At 55.5% G+C, this 15,839-nt stretch carries 16 protein-coding genes and 1 pseudogene; 8 read left to right on the plus strand and 9 right to left on the minus strand.

All coding sequences use genetic code 11. From position 1 onward, the window contains the following. Positions 1-23: 23 nt before the first annotated feature. The 3 genes from OHL11_RS07955 to OHL11_RS07965 all read right to left on the minus strand — a co-directional run bounded on the left by OHL11_RS07955 (position 24) and on the right by OHL11_RS07965 (position 5,147). Entirely contained in the window at positions 24-3,143 is a 3,120-nt protein-coding gene (locus OHL11_RS07955) for a TonB-dependent receptor (protein ID WP_263370958.1), read from the minus strand. 81 nt (positions 3,144-3,224) lie between these two features. Continuing rightward, positions 3,225-4,289, minus strand: coding sequence for an anti-sigma factor domain-containing protein (locus OHL11_RS07960; RefSeq protein ID WP_263370959.1), 1,065 nt, complete (start codon positions 4,287-4,289; stop codon positions 3,225-3,227). A 213-nt stretch (positions 4,290-4,502) separates the two neighbouring features. Then, positions 4,503-5,147 (minus strand): RNA polymerase sigma factor, encoded by a 645-nt coding sequence (locus tag OHL11_RS07965; protein WP_263370960.1) that lies wholly within the window; start codon positions 5,145-5,147, stop codon positions 4,503-4,505. Between the two features lie 219 nt (positions 5,148-5,366). Here OHL11_RS07965 and OHL11_RS17325 point away from each other — a divergent pair, with 219 nt between their 5' ends. Then, the gene (locus OHL11_RS17325; protein ID WP_396269489.1) at positions 5,367-5,486 is read left to right on the plus strand and encodes a helix-turn-helix domain-containing protein; all 120 of its coding nucleotides are present in this window, start codon (positions 5,367-5,369) and stop codon (positions 5,484-5,486) included. Positions 5,487-5,557: 71 nt separating this feature from the next. Here the strand turns inward: OHL11_RS17325 and OHL11_RS07970 are convergent, their stop codons facing one another. Then, positions 5,558-5,839 carry a helix-turn-helix domain-containing protein gene (locus OHL11_RS07970; protein ID WP_263370961.1) on the minus strand — a complete coding sequence of 94 codons (282 nt, stop codon included), beginning with the start codon at positions 5,837-5,839 and terminating at the stop codon, positions 5,558-5,560. A 547-nt stretch (positions 5,840-6,386) separates the two neighbouring features. On the opposite strand from OHL11_RS07970, the gene OHL11_RS07975 reads away from it, so the two are divergent. Continuing rightward, entirely contained in the window at positions 6,387-7,565 is a 1,179-nt protein-coding gene (locus OHL11_RS07975; RefSeq protein ID WP_263370962.1) for an ATP-binding protein, read from the plus strand. Between the two features lie 377 nt (positions 7,566-7,942). On the opposite strand, the gene OHL11_RS07980 is transcribed toward OHL11_RS07975, so the two are convergent. Together OHL11_RS07980 and OHL11_RS07985 are read right to left on the minus strand one after the other, a co-directional pair. Then, on the minus strand, positions 7,943-8,341 hold the full coding sequence (locus OHL11_RS07980; protein WP_263370963.1) for an SDR family NAD(P)-dependent oxidoreductase: 399 nt from the start codon (positions 8,339-8,341) through the stop codon (positions 7,943-7,945). 67 nt (positions 8,342-8,408) lie between these two features. After that, positions 8,409-8,876: a MarR family winged helix-turn-helix transcriptional regulator gene (locus tag OHL11_RS07985; protein ID WP_263370964.1), complete on the minus strand. Its 468-nt coding sequence runs from the start codon at positions 8,874-8,876 to the stop codon at positions 8,409-8,411. Positions 8,877-9,054: 178 nt separating this feature from the next. Between OHL11_RS07985 and OHL11_RS07990 the strand changes: the two genes are divergently transcribed. Next, a complete protein-coding gene (locus OHL11_RS07990; protein WP_263370965.1) occupies positions 9,055-9,471 on the plus strand; it encodes a DUF1761 domain-containing protein in 417 nt (138 codons plus the stop codon). Positions 9,472-9,909: 438 nt separating this feature from the next. After that, positions 9,910-10,050 (plus strand): annotated as a pseudogene (locus tag OHL11_RS17330) (YdeI/OmpD-associated family protein); the annotation flags it as partial. 189 nt (positions 10,051-10,239) lie between these two features. Here OHL11_RS17330 and OHL11_RS07995 read toward each other — a convergent pair. Genes OHL11_RS07995 through OHL11_RS08005 form a run of 3 tightly spaced genes read right to left on the minus strand, consistent with a single transcriptional unit; the run spans position 10,240 to position 12,365 of the window. Then, positions 10,240-10,551: a putative quinol monooxygenase gene (locus OHL11_RS07995; protein WP_263370966.1), complete on the minus strand. Its 312-nt coding sequence runs from the start codon at positions 10,549-10,551 to the stop codon at positions 10,240-10,242. A gap of 2 nt (positions 10,552-10,553) precedes the next feature. Then, a complete protein-coding gene (locus tag OHL11_RS08000) occupies positions 10,554-11,336 on the minus strand; it encodes an SDR family oxidoreductase (protein ID WP_263370967.1) in 783 nt (260 codons plus the stop codon). A 45-nt stretch (positions 11,337-11,381) separates the two neighbouring features. Then, the gene (locus OHL11_RS08005) at positions 11,382-12,365 is read right to left on the minus strand and encodes an aldo/keto reductase (protein WP_317890635.1); all 984 of its coding nucleotides are present in this window, start codon (positions 12,363-12,365) and stop codon (positions 11,382-11,384) included. Positions 12,366-12,502: 137 nt separating this feature from the next. Here OHL11_RS08005 and OHL11_RS08010 point away from each other — a divergent pair, with 137 nt between their 5' ends. Genes OHL11_RS08010 through OHL11_RS08025 form a run of 4 tightly spaced genes read left to right on the plus strand, consistent with a single transcriptional unit; the run spans position 12,503 to position 15,763 of the window. Continuing rightward, positions 12,503-13,444 (plus strand): AraC family transcriptional regulator, encoded by a 942-nt coding sequence (locus OHL11_RS08010; RefSeq protein WP_263370968.1) that lies wholly within the window; start codon positions 12,503-12,505, stop codon positions 13,442-13,444. A 54-nt stretch (positions 13,445-13,498) separates the two neighbouring features. After that, positions 13,499-13,819 (plus strand): MFS transporter, encoded by a 321-nt coding sequence (locus OHL11_RS08015; protein ID WP_263370969.1) that lies wholly within the window; start codon positions 13,499-13,501, stop codon positions 13,817-13,819. Next, positions 13,807-14,772, plus strand: coding sequence for an MFS transporter (locus OHL11_RS08020; protein ID WP_263370970.1), 966 nt, complete (start codon positions 13,807-13,809; stop codon positions 14,770-14,772). The genes OHL11_RS08015 and OHL11_RS08020 overlap by 13 nt, the downstream gene beginning before the upstream one ends. Continuing rightward, a complete protein-coding gene (locus OHL11_RS08025; protein ID WP_263370971.1) occupies positions 14,756-15,763 on the plus strand; it encodes an amidohydrolase family protein in 1,008 nt (335 codons plus the stop codon). Before OHL11_RS08020 ends, OHL11_RS08025 begins: the two co-directional genes overlap by 17 nt. Positions 15,764-15,839 lie beyond the last annotated feature (76 nt).

A 15,839-nucleotide genomic window follows, 5' to 3' on the forward strand; every position in this document is an offset into this window, starting at 1 on the left:
TCTAGGGTGATCGGTGCGCTTGCCTAGAAGCTCGCTCGGAGGGAGAACTGCATGGAACGCGGTCCTCCAGATTGGTATTGCGCGCTCAGCGTTCCGAGGCTCTGATTCAGCATCTTTGTGGCCTGACCGAATTGAGCACTCGAAAGCGTGGGGTTCACATAGCCAAAGTTCGGATGGTTGAAGAGGTTGAAGGTCTCTGCTCGAAACTGGAGATGAACATCACCAACGATGTGGAAGTTGCGTCGAACGGCTAGGTTCACTTGTTCAAGTCCAAATCCACGAATGGAGTTGCGGGGAGCATTTCCCATTGCGGCGCCCACAGGCAGGCTGAAGGCCGCGGGGTTGATGACCTTCCCACCCGCATAGGTGGAGCTGTAGAGGTAGAGCGGCTTGGTGGGATCGATGTTCACACCCGTGTAGTAGATCGCACCGGTGGCATCCGTTTGTGAGCTTCCATTCAGCGTGATCGGGAAGGCGGTACGAGCCATGAACCGTCCATCGACGCCCCAGTCACTAACGATTGGGCGAAGAAGCCCCTTACCGGCAGAAGGAATATCCCAGCTCAAGCCACCACTCAGATTGTTGCGCACGTCGAAGTCAGAGTTTCCCCGCACCACGGGATAGGTCGTGCTGTTGGAACCGAAGTCGATGGAGTGAGCCCACGTGTAGGAAACGAGGACGTGCAGTCCGTGGCTGATGCTGCGTTGGAATTGAGCTTGGAGCGATTGGAAGTTCGATGTGATACCCGATGGCGTGAAGTAGATTGAGCCGAACAACGGATTGCGTGAGCTTACGTTGATGAGTTGGCTCTGCAAGAGGCGGCGACCACTCGCCCCAACATACGTGAGCGTGAACGATTGATTGCGTCCAAGCGCTTGCTGCAGGCTCACGTTCCATTGCAGCGTATACGGCAACTGCAGATGCTGCGGATAGGCGTACAGACTCGCGCTCGTGTAGGGAGCTTCGGTCGAGATCGGAAAGGAGAGTTGGGCTGCGGTGATTGGAAGAGCCGCCTTCGTTAGTGTGGACTGCGCGAGGAATCCGAGGCCCGTCACGCCGAGAGCAGCAACCTGGTTATCGGTGTCGAAGAAGACGCCTGCACCGGCTCGCAGAACGGTCGTATCTTTCCCATCGGTTCCATGAGGAGTCCACGCAAAACCAAGACGTGGAGCGAAGTTGTACCACGAGGTCTTCCAGAGCGGTGTGCCCGCAGGTGCCACGGTCAAAGTCGAGGGCTGCGAGATGTCCCCCGCAAGTGTGTAGAGCGGATTCCCGTTGCTCGATGTAGGAGGAGGATTCACCTCCCATCGAAGACCTCCAGACAAACTCCATCGTGGTGAAAGGCGCCACTCATCTTCAACGAATGCGGCGGCCTCATGGAAGAGCAGTGAGCTCTGGTTACGCTTAATGAGGAAGGTTAAGTCCGAAGAGTTGTTGAGCAGCGATGCGGCTGAAAGGTATTCGGCCTGGATGACCGGTGACACGGCCGTAGTCGGCGACTCGATGCGACGGAAGTCAAATCCGTATCGGACAAAATGGTGTCCGCGCACCATGCTGAACGTATCAACGATATTCCACTGTCGGCTCCGATTCGCTGCTGAATTGTAAGAACCTAGACTACTGGTACCAATGCCCGAGATGGAGATAAAAACGAATGGCTCCATCGTGGCACTCGTGCTCTGAGCCATCGCCGATCCAAGATCAATAGGAGTTGCTCCTCCGAAACTGTCGAGTGCTTGGGAGCTGACCGAGTCCGCCTGAGCATAGCCAAGGCGGAAGTCATTCGTAAGGGCATCAGTGATCTGCGTACTCAGACCGAACGTATACGTTCCTGTATTCACGCTCAGAGTGTTGAGTGCGGAAAGAGTTCGGCTTGACGTAGAGCTGGGAGTGTTACCCCACCGGAAGAAGGCAGAGACACGACGATTGAATTGATGGTCAAGCCGAGCACTCGTCGAATCGATGCGGCTGGGGACAGCATACGTTTGGATGAACTGTGCCAAGCTCGGCGCTGATGCGCTTCCGTAGTCAGTGGCACCCGCGGTGGGTTGAGGAAAGGCGTTCAAGATAGGCTGCATCACTGAGCTCGCTTGAGCTCCCATGAAACTGTCGGGGACATATTGAATCGTCGCGGCTTGAGGTTGCGTCAGACGCAGTCCTTCGTAGGCGACGAAGAAGAAGGAGCGATCTCGTCCGTCATACAAGCGCGGGAGAAGGACGCGTCCTCCGAAGGTTCCTCCGAAATCGTTCTGACGCAGAGCTGCAATTCGCACATGATTGTGATCGTTAAACCAGTCGTTAGCGTCGAAGTAGTTGTTGCGCAGATAGTCATAGACGCTTCCGTGAAATTGATCCGCGCCGCTGCGTGTAGCAAACGTGAACTGTCCTCCCGGGCTCCGCCCAAACTCCGCAGAATAGGTGGAACTCAAGACACGAAACTCTTGAAGCGCATCGAGTGGGAGAATGCTTTGAGTAGTGCCTAGCGCGGTAGATCCAGGCAAACCACCGCTCGCACCATTGGAGGAACTACCAGCGGTGTTCCCTGCTCCAATGTTGGCGGAGACACCGTCGACCGTGTAATAGTTCGACTCGGAACGTTGACCATTCACGCTGAAATCGCCAGTGTGCTGAATACCGGTACCAGCCTGCGCTTGCGGGCTGACCGTAACGACACCCGGCGTCATCGAGATGAGATCCTGAAAGCTTCTTCCGTTCAGCGGAACGTTCTCAACAAACTTCCTGTCGATCACGGTGGAGACCGAAGCATCCGTTGTGTTCATGGCGGGCGAGGCTGAATCAATCGTGACGCTTTCCGACGTGGCACCAATTGGAAGCTCGAAGTTGAGCGCCACAGCACTCTCAACGTTCAACACTACATCCGCTCTAATGATGGATTTGAATCCCGGCTTCGCAACCTGAACGTGATAGTGCCCGGGCGGCAGGATCGGGATCAGGTACATCCCGACGCGATTCGTCTTGGCGTTATAGACAACCCCCGTCGTATCGTTCTTGATCAGAACATCCGCGCCAACGATGAGATTGCCGGACGGATCAGTAACGCCACCGCTGATCGTTGCATTGGTTGACTGACTGAACGACAGGCCGGGGAAGATGAAACACAGCAGCAAGACAAGAGATTTCACGAAAGGTCGCTCCGGAGGTTGGGAGTGTTTTGAATGCACTCCGTATACGGACGACCTGGGAAAGTTGTATCAATCTTTCTTTTACGGATGGTTCGGTTCGATCTGCAAGTAGGCCCGAAGAAGCTGCTTCCCGGTGGGCTTGTTGCTTCCACCCGATGGTTCCACCGTAACAAAGACCATGTTCAAACGCGACAGACTCTTCGAGTCGTTGCAGCGAAGTACCCAACGCTTATGCCCATCATCTTGATAGAAGAGCCCGAGGCTCACGGGATCATGGTCACTTCCACTTCCCCACACTTGGTACGAAACGGCGCGAGAGAGAGAAGGCTGTTTGTCGAGGTCGAAGCCGTAGAACACCAGCGAACGATCTTGCGTATAGAAGATACGTCCAAAGGGCTTGGCCGTCTTCCCTTTCTCTGTCGTGTCGTAGATGTCGGCGATGTACAGATTGCGCGAGCCGATAAGGTCTCGGATGTCCTTGTCGTGGGAGAGGAAGTCTTTGTCGAGAGCAAGCATCCGCTCCTTGCTCTCTAAATTCGTGTTGAGGTCGGCAAGCTCCGCATTCAAGCTGCGGATCTTATCCGTCAATGCGACTATCTGAACGTCCTGCTGCCCAGAAGCTGCGTGCGCCGCCGCGAGCTGCTCGTGAAGGGTCTGCACGCTTCCCTGTGCCGCGTTCAACTGCACGGTCAGAGCCTGCTTGTCGGACGAGGCCTGGTCGAGTTGTAGCCGGTCGGCGTCGAGCTGTTTCTGCAGATCTGCCTGTGCCGATCTGGCCGCAAGAGCTGCCTGTTGAAGGTCAGTAAGCTGCTTGCGAAGCTGAGCATTCTCGCTTTCGCTATTCTTCGCAGGAACCACTTCTGTGGATACTACCGCTGAGCTGGCAACAGTCGGCCTCGTGATCGTCGTTGCAGATCTGGTCATCGTCGAGCGATCCGCTTGATGTTGTATGTAGCTCCTGACGCCATAAGTGGATGCAGTGAGACCGCACGCCGCGATCGTGCCATACAGAAGCCAGTTTCCCTTTGCGCGCGGTTTGGCTTGCGGAACCGGCACCGTATCCAACTGCGCGGCGAACCTTTTCGCCGCCGCATCGAACTGTTCCTGAGACTCTAGCGGTGCCTGCGCAGCGGCAGCCTGCGCCATTGCAGGAATGACCTCTTGCGAGACGTGAGCGAACTCCTCAAAGGTCGCACGGCACGAATCGCAGTAGGCCATATGCACCTGCAGCAGCGACCACTCTTCTTCGGAGAGTTCTCCGGAGTAGAAGAGTGCGCACATCTCTACGAACTCGTCATGAAGTCGCGGGTTCACAGTGTCGACTGCCTCACGGGAAAATTGTCAGCCCATTCTCTCACCCTATCCCCGTTTCTTCATGAAAAGGCTCGATCTTAAACGATCCAGAGCCCGATAGTAGTGATTTCGGACATTCCCGATGCTCTGAGCATTCCGTTCTGCGATCTCCTTGAAGGAGTATCCCTCGAAGATGTGCAGTTCCAGGGCTTGTTGCTGATCTGACGAGAGCTCTCCGCGCAGACGTTCCAGAATGGCTTTGCCGTCAATGTGGTCCGTCGAAGGACGAGCGAAAAGAGAGCCAATGCTCTGCTCGTCCAGGTCCTTGGTTCGGTAGTGCTCTCTGGAGATCAGAGCCCTCCTTCTATCAATGGCGCGATGATAGGCAACCTGAATAATCCACGACGACGCAGAGCCCTTACTCGGGTCATAGAGGTAGGCTTTCTGGAAGAGATAAAGAAACGTCTCTTGACGTAGATCGTCGGCCTCCGCGTCATCGCGCAGAATCCGCCACGACACGTTGTATACGGCTCTTCCGTGCCTTCTAAATAAGACAGAGAGCGCGTCCTTATCGCGTTTCGCTACCGCCTCAAGCAGAGCTTCGTCAGCGGGTGCATCTGTCTCGCCTTTGATATTGGCGACGTTATCCAGCTCGGTGGGAAGATCGGCCAACAAGGTGGCAATGAGTGGCAGCGCAGATTCGGAATTCACACGCCCTCCGATCGTGCCGTGCCCAGCACAGCACTCACCATATGGCAACGATAGTTGCTGAATCGGAGTATACGCAACTATAGTTGCTGTTTCAATATTTGCTTTGAGCGGACGATTTAAAGTGTGTCGAGGCGGATCGGAGTAACGAACACGCGACGAACCAACACTCCTCGAGAGCTTTTCGGTGCGGCCATAACCGCCTTACGCATCAAGAAGGACGTGTCGCAGGCTGTTGTTGCGACGTCGGTGGGTTGCAACGAGTATTCGTTGCGCAACGCTGAGCAAGGCAAGGAAAACATCAGCTTCGATGTCATGTATGCCATCGTGATGTATTTTTGAAATGCTTCCAATGAGCCGTTTTTGGCTTTACGCAGAGGGTTTCGCCACAGCGCCGGACCAAACACCGGGTCCTACTTCATGTGACTAGATTTGCCTGAGAGCTTTTCTGCAAACATCCAAAACTCTCCGATGCTCAACCCGAAATAACGGCTGATAGCTGACATAACGTCACAAGTGGCGTTAGCCTCGCCCCGCTCGATGCGTCCTACGTAGTAATTGCTGTAGCCCAAGGAATCGGCAAGAGAAGCCTGAGAGAGATCACGCGACAGCCGCATTTCAGTGACGGCTCTGCCGAACACCTGATTAGGTGTTGATCCTTTCCGCTTTTTCTCTGCTCCAACAGGCTTGGCCACAAGGCCATGCTTTCGTTTAGAGCGAATCCGCACCAGCAACTATAGTTGCTGGTTTCCCCGTTGACCCTCAAGTCAACAAAGAATCACTTCCCTGCTTTCTGAGCAGCCCACCGCTTCTTTTGCGCTGCTGCGATACGAGCACGAGCTTCCGGGCTCATAGTACGCTTCGTGCTTTTGGTAGGTACGCTAGTTGACTTCGGGGGACGTCCTGGACCGCGACGCACAGGTGCAGTCGATTCCAAAGCGACCAGCGCTGCACGAGCCTGTTGAAGGCGCGCGATCTCAGCATCGATCTGAGCGAGCATAGCTGTGATATTCATGCGGCCATTCTAACCACCCAAGAGCATGTGCGGCGAAATGGGCATAGCGGGGATGAACTCGCAGAACCGCTTGCATTTTGTACCACGAGCAATGCCGTAGCCACATTCACTTTTGCGTCTTCTCGCCTAGATCGATCCTGAATGACCGAGCTCGAACGATTTGGATAGGGGTCGCGTGCCATGAATTTAACCATGCAAATCTTCCACGCCATGGCATAATTACAGGGATGATTCAACGCCGAATAGAGCCACGTGTTGTTGAGCGACTCCGTGAGTTCCCTGCTGTCGCACTCCTCGGCCCTCGTCAGGTTGGAAAGACGACGCTGGCTCATGCCATCGCGGACAAGATAGGGAACGACACCCTGTATCTCGATCTCGAACGGCCAGCAGATCGCGCCAAGCTAACTGACCCTGAGCTTTATCTAGAACAACACGAAGCAAAGATGGTCATTCTGGACGAGATTCATCGCCTTCCGGGACTCTTTGACGTTCTTCGTGGCGTAATCGATCGCCGGCGCCGGAAAGGACGTAAGGTCGGCCACTTTCTGTTGCTGGGTTCAGCTTCCATGGATCTGCTCCAACAGTCTGCTGAGACCTTGGCTGGGCGCATTGCGTACGAAGAACTGACCCCGTTTTCGGTGGATGAGATTCCAATCTCGTCACTCGATCAGCTTTGGTCGCGTGGCGGATTCCCTGACAGCTATCTCGCGACGTCGGATGCCGCCAGCTATCGCTGGCGCAGTGCGTTCATCCAGACCTACTTGGAGCGCGATGTGCCATCCCTTGGCCCTCGCATTCCCGCCGAAACGCTACGTCGCTTCTGGCAGATGCTAGCTCACAATCAAGGCCAACTTCTCAACGCGGCACAACTCGCAGGCAGCCTCGGCGTCAGCGGGCAAACCATCGCACGCTACCTCGACATCATGGTGGACCTGCTGCTCGTGCGGCGTCTTCAACCTTGGGCGAGCAATGCGCAAAAGCGGCTCGTGAAAAGCCCCAAAGTTTACGTCCGAGACAGCGGCCTGACCCATGCCCTTCTCGGGATTCACAATCAGGAAGAGCTTCTGGGGCATCCCGTCGTCGGTTCTAGTTGGGAAGGTTTCGTGCTCGAAGCCGTTCTCAACATGCTCCCCGACACCGTTCGGCCCTCGTTCTACCGAACTGCGGCAGGTGCGGAGATCGACCTAATACTGGACTTCGGGAAGAACGAGCATTGGGCCATTGAGGTCAAACGCTCAGTCAGCAGCCCCAACCCGGCTAAGGGCTTTTATCTTGGCTGTCAAGACGTCGCCGCATCACGACAGATTGTGCTCTACCCCGGTAACGAGCGCTACAAGCTGGACGCCGATACCGAGGTGATGCCACCCACCCAGTTGCTGGCCGAACTAACCGCAAAGCTTAGCTGAGAGACCCTTGCCCAGGGTCGTACGATGCAACAGCGCGAGATTCCGAGATCCCCCTGACGCAGCCTTCGTAGTTTGGCACGTGCGATCACGATCACAAAGGTCAGGAATTCTCGGTCCGGAAACATCGAACAGGCGCAGTCATTTCGGAGGCGGAATGCAGCGGTAGATGGTGTGCCGCACGATCACCTCATCCAGAAGTTATGGATGACAACCACGTTCGTTTACAGTCGGCTCCTTGCATGAAACGTCATTCCGTCCCAGAAGTCGCAGATTGGGCTGTCGACGCCGCGTTACCAACCTGGTCGATGCGTGCATCGGCGATTTGATGCCTGCTGTTCCGTCCGTAACGGCGACGCACTTCCGTTTTAGCTGCATCGTCAGTTTTCAACCGGGGAAGGCTTCCCCCAGCCCCTCAGCTGTTGAAACGTGTTCCCACTCTTTCCATGTCTTAAGTCGTTGACCTCGAACTGCTGGCGAAGCTGCTGTTCACTTAATTCCTCAACGGCTCCAAATGTGCCGAAGCCCGCGTTGTTTACGAGAACGTCTAGACAGCCGAAATGCTCCTTTGCCTGCCGGACTGCTTTCTGGACTGCTTCCCTGTTCGTTATGTCGAGGCTCAGGGGAAGAACGAGATCGCCATACTTCTCACTCAGGTCTACAACGGATTGGAGATTGCGGCTGGTAGCAGCGACCTGATCGCCGCGTTCAAGAGCCGATTCAACAAACGCGCGGCCAAGTCCACGGTTCGCACCAGTGATAAACCATACCTTTTGCATGTTGCTAACCCTTTCGGCGGTCTGACCGCCTGTTGTTCCTTTGTGTTAAATGAAGCCGATGACAGCACTACGATTCCTCGTTGTGGCTTTTCAGTCGTGCGTACAGGGTATGCAGGAGATCGACGCAGTTGGCGATGCGCGATGGGTCGAGGTCTTTACTCAGCGCATCCGTAAACGGACCCTGCAGATCTCTCGCGGAAGCGTTGGCTCGCTTCCCCTTCGGTGTGAGCCTCACGAGGCTGGCGCGCTGGTGGGCCGGATTATCCGCGAGTCGGACCATCCCCGCAGCTTCGAGCTCACGAACGATGATGCGTACATTCTGGCGAGTTAAACCCATGCTCTTGCCAATGGCAGCCACGGTGAGAGGATCCGCGGCTTTCGCGACCGCTCCTAGCACCTGCCATCGTGCGCTCGTGAGGCCGATGGAAGCGGTAAGGCGATCTCCGGCAACAAGCAGTGCACCGTTGACCCGAAAGATGCTGAGGATCAACTTCGTCACTTCGTTTTCGGAGTCCTGTAGAGAGAGAAGCTCCATCGATATCACCTCCAAGCGTGCTCACCGTCGAGAGTCAATTGCATCAGCAAGTCGCATTGACAACTTATTGTCATAATGAGACTATCGCAGAAATGACAGTACATTGTCAATTGATAGCTCTGACTAATTCCTGAGTGCAACCGCTCAGTTGCTTAATAAATGAAAGAAGACTCCCCACATGCCAACTGTCATGACTCGCATCAACCCCCTGGCAATCCTTGCCGCAGCCTTCGTCGTCAGCATGCTCGGTTGGGTATGGTTCACTGCGCTTTTCGGAAAGGTCTATTCTTCGGTGCTCGGACGCGAGCACAATCCCGCCGCTAAGATGCCCTCCCTGTACTTCGTAGGCCCGATGATATGCATGCTGCTCACTGTGGTGACCAGCGCATGGTTGATGCCCGCGAGGGGCATCTCCTCCCTTGCTTCCGCGATCAGCTTCGGTGCGGTCGTTGGAGCCGGATACCTCGGTACCACTGCCGTCAACATGGGTATCAATCCGAACATCCGCAGGCCTCTTGCCTATGGTTTTCTCAGCGCCGGTTTCTTCTTTGTGAGCAGCGTTCTCATCAGCGCAACACTTTATCTGCTGCGCTAATGGCAAGCGGCCATTGCAACCCAATGGAGCAAACTGACGGCTTGAGGTCGGCTAAACGCAAGGTCGCGCGACTTCCCGTCAGAGCATTCGGCACAGGCGCAGCCCTTGAAAAGTGGATCGGTCAACAACCGATGGATGCACCAGGAATTTGGGTCAGACTCCGAAAGAAGCGCGAAGGATTCCAGCCGGTCTCGCAGCAGGATATGATCGACTCGTCTCTCTGTCATGGCTCGATTGATGGACAGGGGCTGGGTTATGACGAATCTTCTTATCTGGTACGTCTGACTCCAAGGAGGCCGCGCAGCCAGTGGTCGCAGGTCAACCGAGAACGTGCCACGGCGCTTACGCAGGATGAAGGAGAGAGGCCTGGAGGTGGTAGCTGCGGCAAAAGCAGACGGGCGTTGGGATCGAGCGTACTCTTCCGCGAGAACTGCACAAATGCCGGCTGACCTTACCGCTGCTCTTGACGAGCATCCGAAGGCAAAGAAACGCTACTTTGCCTTGTCCAAGTTGGCTCGGTATGACATTTTGCGGGGTTTGGAGACGGTGAAGAAAGCAGACACGCGAAATCGCCGAATCGCGGCTTTCATTGGACGACCATCCTTGCTGATCCACAACATGATTCTGCACAGCGATTCGCGGGCACGGTGCAACTCGCAGCAGTCTAAACCGCATACGGCGCTGACCGTGAGTCATTCAGGAACCTTGGTCGGACTATGCAAGCGTGAACACCGACATGGGATGGGCCGGTATTCACGCTTGACCACATCATTCGCTGAGTCGCACCGCTACATTTTCTGTGTATTTACCGATCAGGAAAGGCTTCATCTGCTCGACGATGTGGGCTACGTGAGAGCTGGAGTGATGTGCTTGGTAAGTTGCCTCGCTCGCCCACGCATCGACGATATAGAACCTGCTTGCTTCGTCCCTGTCCTGAAAGACGTTGTAGGCCAAGTTGCCTTCTTGCTTTCGGGACGGGTCAACAAGCTGAAGAAGCAACGCTTTCACTTCGCTCGCGTGAGCAGGCTTGGCGTTGAGTTCACAAAGGATGTGTCGTTCCTCTTGCCTGGTTTCGGACATTTCTATTCTCCATTCTTTCCCGCATACACCTCGGTTAAGCCTCCATCGACCACCAGGTCGATTCCACGGATGTAGTCACTCGCATCCGAAGCCAGAAACAGGACCGCATTGGCGATGTCTTCGACTTTTCCCACGCGGCCCGCTGGAATGTCCTTTGAGACCTTTGCGGAATAATCAGCGATCTGCTCCTTGCTCATTCCCTGTTCCGTATGGAAACCTTCGGTTGGGACGATACCCGGGCTGATCGAATTCACGCGGATGTTACGGTCCTTGAGTTCCGTCGTCCAGGCTTTCGCGAACGCGCGGGCGGCTGCTTTGGTCCCTGCATAGTGCGCGAAGCCCTTCAACCCCATGTCGACAGTGACCGAGGACGTCAGGACGATTGACGCACCATCGCGCAAAACGTCGAGCATCGTCTGAACCGTGAAAATGACACCTTTGAAATTTGTGTCGAAGGTCCTATCGATCTCTTCTTCAGTAAGCTCGGGCAAAGGCATATTGTGAGCGAGGCGCCCAGCGTTCACCTGCAGGAAGTCGAGCTTTCCGTGTGCCCTCTTGATTTCCTCAGCGACGTGCTTCATATCCTTCTTAACGCCGGAGTCCGCGAGAATTGCCGTTGCTGAAGGTCCTAGCCTTTCCTGCGTCTCAGCAAGTGCCTTGTCGTCCAGACCTGTTACGTACACATGAGCCCCTTCTTCGATAAGGCGCTTTGCCGAAGCGAATCCCAATCCGCTGGTGGCGCCGGTGACCAAGGCCACGCGGCCCTTCATGACTTGCATTTCCATGTGCTGTCTCCCTTGTATTTGTTGGTACGAATGAACTGATGTGCGCTAGCGATTCACGAGCTTCTGCAGTTGCTCGTTATACCTGTGTCCCTGCACCGGCATGCTTGTCAGCGCAGCATCCAACTCCTGGATATCCTGTGCCGTGAGTTCAAGATCAGCCGCCTTCACGTTTTCTTCCAGGCGAGCGACTTTAGTCGTACCGGGTATCGGAACGATCCAGGGTTTCTGCGCCAGCAGCCAAGCTAACGCTATCTGTGCCGGGGTTACGCCCTTGCAGGATGCGATCTCTCCAATGTGAGAGACCAGCTTCTGGTTCGCGATGCGCGCGTCGCCCGCAAAGCGCGGAAGAGTTTTCCTCACGTCGTCATCCGCGAACGTAGTCTTGTCGTCGATTTTGCCCGTGAGAAAACCCTTGCCGAGCGGACTAAACGGAACGAAGCCAATTCCCAGTTCCTCGAGCAGGGGCAGGATTTGTTCCTCGGGATCGCGGGTAAACATTGAGTACTCGCTCTGGAGCGCAGTAACAGGCAAAACTGCGTGTGCACGCCGGATCATTTCCGGCCCAGCCTCACACATGCCAAAGTGCCGTACCTTACCTTCCTGAATAAGGTCCTTCACCGTTCCAGCAACTTCCTCGATCGGAACCTGAGGGTCGATGCGGTGCTGGTAAAACACGTCGATGACATCGGTTCTGAGCCGAGACAAGGATTGATCCGCCACAAGCCGAATGCGCTTCGGGCTACTATCGAACCCTGTCTTGTAATCCCCATTCTTAAAGCCGAACTTGGTGCCAAGTACGACCTTCGAACGGAATGGTTCGACCGCCTCACCAAGCATCTCCTCGTTGGCCGCACCATAGGTTTCAGCTGTGTCGAAGAAGGTGACCCCACGATCGTATGCGGCTCGGATCAGCTTCACCGCTTCAGCTCGATCTGTTGCAGGCCCGAACTGCATCGTGAGCCCCATACAGCCAAGACCTAGGGCCGAAACTTCAAGTCCACTGCGGCCTAGTACACGCTTTGTCATCATGCTGTTCTCCTCATCAAGCCATAGGATGAAGAATTGGAATGTGAGCTTTGCCGATCCTGCCTAAGGATTGTCTGATCCTGTCGCGAACGCGCGTTTATGACTTGTTTTGAGTAAACTGTCTTCGAAGAGACATCGGCATGCGACATGCCGCAAGGGTCATATTGAATCGTGAACGTTCATCAACGGCTATCAGCGGGCGCTGTCTGCAGGGGCTAGCAGACGCAATTGCGTCGCACACTCCTTCAACAGGCGAGACTCTCACTGTCGATCCAGCAATGAGCCTCTTTTGTAAGACCGCTCCGGACGAATGCCATCGTGTGTCCTATGAACCAAGTGTGAGTGTCTTTGCTCAGGGCAATAAGCGAATCAATCTGGGAGGCACCATCTATCACTGTGATCCTGGATCGTTCTTATTGGCATCTATCGATGTTCCCGTCGAAAGCCAGGTTGTGACCGCAACACCTAAGAAACCTGTTCTGGCAATGATGCTTCGCTTGAATATGCAAATCGTTCGCGAGGTCATCAGTGAGGCTGATCTGGCCGGCCCTGAGATCCGTATGAGAGGGACCGGATTGGGAATCGGGCAAGCGAACGATTGTCTGCTCGATATATGCCGCCGGATGGTGACGCTACTCGACAGGCCGAATGATGTTCGCTACCTGAGCAGCTTGCTCCATCGCGAGTTTGTCTACGAGCTTCTAAAGACACCGCAGAGTAGCCGTCTGAGAGCGATAGCGACCTCGGGCGATCTCAGTCGGCAGACGGCGAAAGCAATCGCTTGGCTAAAGAGCAATTATGAGAAACCGCTCCGAATGCAGGATTTGGCTCGGATCGCAGACATGGGCGTCTCCACCCTGCATCATCAATTTCGCGCACTCACGTCCATGACTCCTCTGCAGTACCAGAAGCAACTTCGATTGCACGCAGCTAAGCAGCAGATGCTCGTAGAGGGAATCGACGCGACCACGGCAGCGTTTGGCGTCGGCTACACAACTGTCAGTCAATTCAACAGAGAATACAGTCGGCACTTCGGTCGACCGCCCATCCGAGATATCCAAGCTCTCCGAGCTTCTGCATGAGGCTTCACATAGCGCCTGAGGCTGTTATCTCGCAAGCTGCACCGGGTATGTTCCATGCGTAAGGAAAGTGACATTCTGCTTCAATCGTCGCGTGAGCCAAGCATCATTCCTGCAAGCAACAAACCCAACTGGGCAGGAGTTGCTTCGCTTTTCGTTGGTGTCTTCGGCCTGGTCGCCTCGGAGTTTGCGCCCGCTGGGCTTCTGACACCGATGGCGACCGATCTTGGCATTACGCAAGGGATGGCCGGTCAGGCGATCTCCGCAAATGCCATCATCGGTCTGGTTGTGAGTCTGCTGATCTCCGTCATGCTCCGCAGCCTTGACCGTAAGCTTGCGGTGATACTTTTTCCGTTCTGCTTACCTTGTCCAACCTGATGGTGGCCTTTGCACCAGGTTTCCCGCTGCTCATTGCAGCGCGCCTGATACTTGGAATCGCAGTGGGCGGCCTGTGGTCGATGGTGCCTGCCCTCGCTCTTCGTCTGGTTCCGCCATCTCACGTCTCGAAGGCGCTTGCAATCATCTTCGCAGGAGTCTCGGTTGCGACCGTGGCGATGCTTCCGCTGGCCACGGCACTTGAGACTAAGGTGGGTTGGCGTCCAATCTTTCTCGGTTTCGCCGTTTTTGGCGTACTTGCTGCACTAGGCCAGACGTTAACGCTGCCTCGCTTACCGGTCGCGCTGCCGCCGCGTGGTCTGCCGGTTTTACGCGTCATCAAGCGTCCTGGCATCGCGCTTGCCATCGGAACGATGCTCCTCTGCTTCTCGGGGCACTTCGCTCTGTACACCTATGTGCGGCCGATGTTGCAGCAGATCGCACACTTCAGTGCAGATGAGATTGCCAGCGTTCTGCTTCTCTATGGTCTCTCCAACCTGATCGGTAATCTGCTTTCGGTTCGACTGCTGCGTGCATCGTTGCAAGGCACTCTGGTCTTCATGCCGATTGCCTTGGCGACTGCAGCCTTCGCACTGGTTTTGGTGAGCGGGCACAAGCTCTTCACCGCCGCCATGATGGTGGTCTGGGGGATGGCGTACGCAACCTTACCTGTTGGATGGTCGACCTGGATGGCGCGAAGCGCACCGGAAGAAGCGGAAGCGGCCGGGGGGGCTCTACGTTGCCATCTCCAACCTCGCCGTCGTGATCGGTGTGGCTGCCGGTGGTGTGCTGTTCGACTTCAAGGGCATAAGGGTAGTCTTCGCCACAGCGGGTGTTTCATTGGTGTTGTCAACACTCGTTGCGCGCCGCGCATCCGTCACACATTGACACGCAGTGCTAACGAGCAATATCAGAGCTCAACACTAGGAGTGAGTAGTCATGGAAAAGCGAAGTGAAGGACGCGGCGAGATCATCATTGATCCCACACTCCCCATAGTGGACGCTCATTTTCATCTGTTTGACCTTCCTGAAGCCCGGTACATGTTCGATGACTACCTTGAAGATGTGCAGGCTGGACACAATATCGTCGCATCGGTATACATCGAGACGGCTGGCTTCCTCCGCCCAGATGGTCCGGAGGTCCTGCGTCCGCTCGGCGAGATCGAGTTCGCGAACGGTGTGGGTGCCGTCGCGGCGAGCGGAAGGTATGGAAAGACGCTCGTCAATGCGGCTATCGTCGGACACGCGGATCTACGACACGGCAATGCGGTCGCTGAGTTGTTTGATCGCGGTCTTCAGCTTGCGCCAGACCGTCTGCGAGGCTTCCGTCAGGTTGCGCTCGATCATCCGAGCGACGAGCCCTACAAGTTCATGCTCGCCCCGCCGCCAAAGGGACTTTTGTCGAACGCTGCATTTCGGGACGGGTTTCGTCATCTCGCCGAGCGGAAGCTGACTTTTGATGCCACTGTCTTTCACACACAATTAGCCGACCTTATCGATCTCGTCGATGCGTTCCCGGATACCACGATCATCCTTGATCATCTTGGAATGCCCATGCAGTTGGGCGCTGACGGCGAGCGCGCCGAACGCTTCAAGCATTGGAGGAAGGAAATGGAAAGACTATCAGAAAGACCAAATACACGCTGCAAGGTCGGCGGCCTCGGCATGCCGTTCTCCGGCTTCGGCTTCGAGCAGAAGCAGGAACAGGTCGGTTACCGTGAACTGGCAGATGCTTGGGCGCCCTACGTCGAAACGGCGATCAAAGCGTTCGGCACGGAACGATGCATGATGGAGAGCAACTTCCCTCCTGATGGATACTCGGCAGGGTACGTTCCCGTCTGGAACGCTATGAAGTACATCACGCGCGACTTCACCGCAAACGAGAAAGCAGATCTTTTCCACCGCACGGCGATGCATACCTACCGCATTTCTGTGCCCGGCCTGTAGCTTTCCACGCGAGTTGCGGCCCAGTCTGATGACCCATGATCGGCGCGGATTTGGGCTCGTGGGTGTGACGAGTAAC

This window comes from Granulicella cerasi (genome assembly GCF_025685575.1).
In the GTDB taxonomy this organism is placed as follows: Bacteria; Acidobacteriota; Terriglobia; order Terriglobales; family Acidobacteriaceae; genus Granulicella; species Granulicella cerasi.

Bases quoted from the DNA above. Each gene is read 5' to 3' on its own strand.
- OHL11_RS07960 (WP_263370959.1), bottom strand. From the start codon at position 4,289: ATGGCGCAGGCTGCCGCTGCGCAGGCACCGCTAGAGTCTCAGGAACAG.
- OHL11_RS08010 (WP_263370968.1), top strand. From the start codon at position 12,503: ATGCGACATGCCGCAAGGGTCATATTGAATCGTGAACGTTCATCAACG.
- OHL11_RS07995 (WP_263370966.1), bottom strand. From the start codon at position 10,551: ATGTCCGAAACCAGGCAAGAGGAACGACACATCCTTTGTGAACTCAAC.
- OHL11_RS07980 (WP_263370963.1), bottom strand. From the start codon at position 8,341: ATGCAAAAGGTATGGTTTATCACTGGTGCGAACCGTGGACTTGGCCGC.
- OHL11_RS08000 (WP_263370967.1), bottom strand. From the start codon at position 11,336: ATGGAAATGCAAGTCATGAAGGGCCGCGTGGCCTTGGTCACCGGCGCC.
- OHL11_RS07975 (WP_263370962.1), top strand. From the start codon at position 6,387: ATGATTCAACGCCGAATAGAGCCACGTGTTGTTGAGCGACTCCGTGAG.
- OHL11_RS07990 (WP_263370965.1), top strand. From the start codon at position 9,055: ATGCCAACTGTCATGACTCGCATCAACCCCCTGGCAATCCTTGCCGCA.
- OHL11_RS08025 (WP_263370971.1), top strand. From the start codon at position 14,756: ATGGAAAAGCGAAGTGAAGGACGCGGCGAGATCATCATTGATCCCACA.
- OHL11_RS08005 (WP_317890635.1), bottom strand. From the start codon at position 12,365: ATGATGACAAAGCGTGTACTAGGCCGCAGTGGACTTGAAGTTTCGGCC.
- OHL11_RS08015 (WP_263370969.1), top strand. From the start codon at position 13,499: ATGCGTAAGGAAAGTGACATTCTGCTTCAATCGTCGCGTGAGCCAAGC.
- OHL11_RS07985 (WP_263370964.1), bottom strand. From the start codon at position 8,876: ATGGAGCTTCTCTCTCTACAGGACTCCGAAAACGAAGTGACGAAGTTG.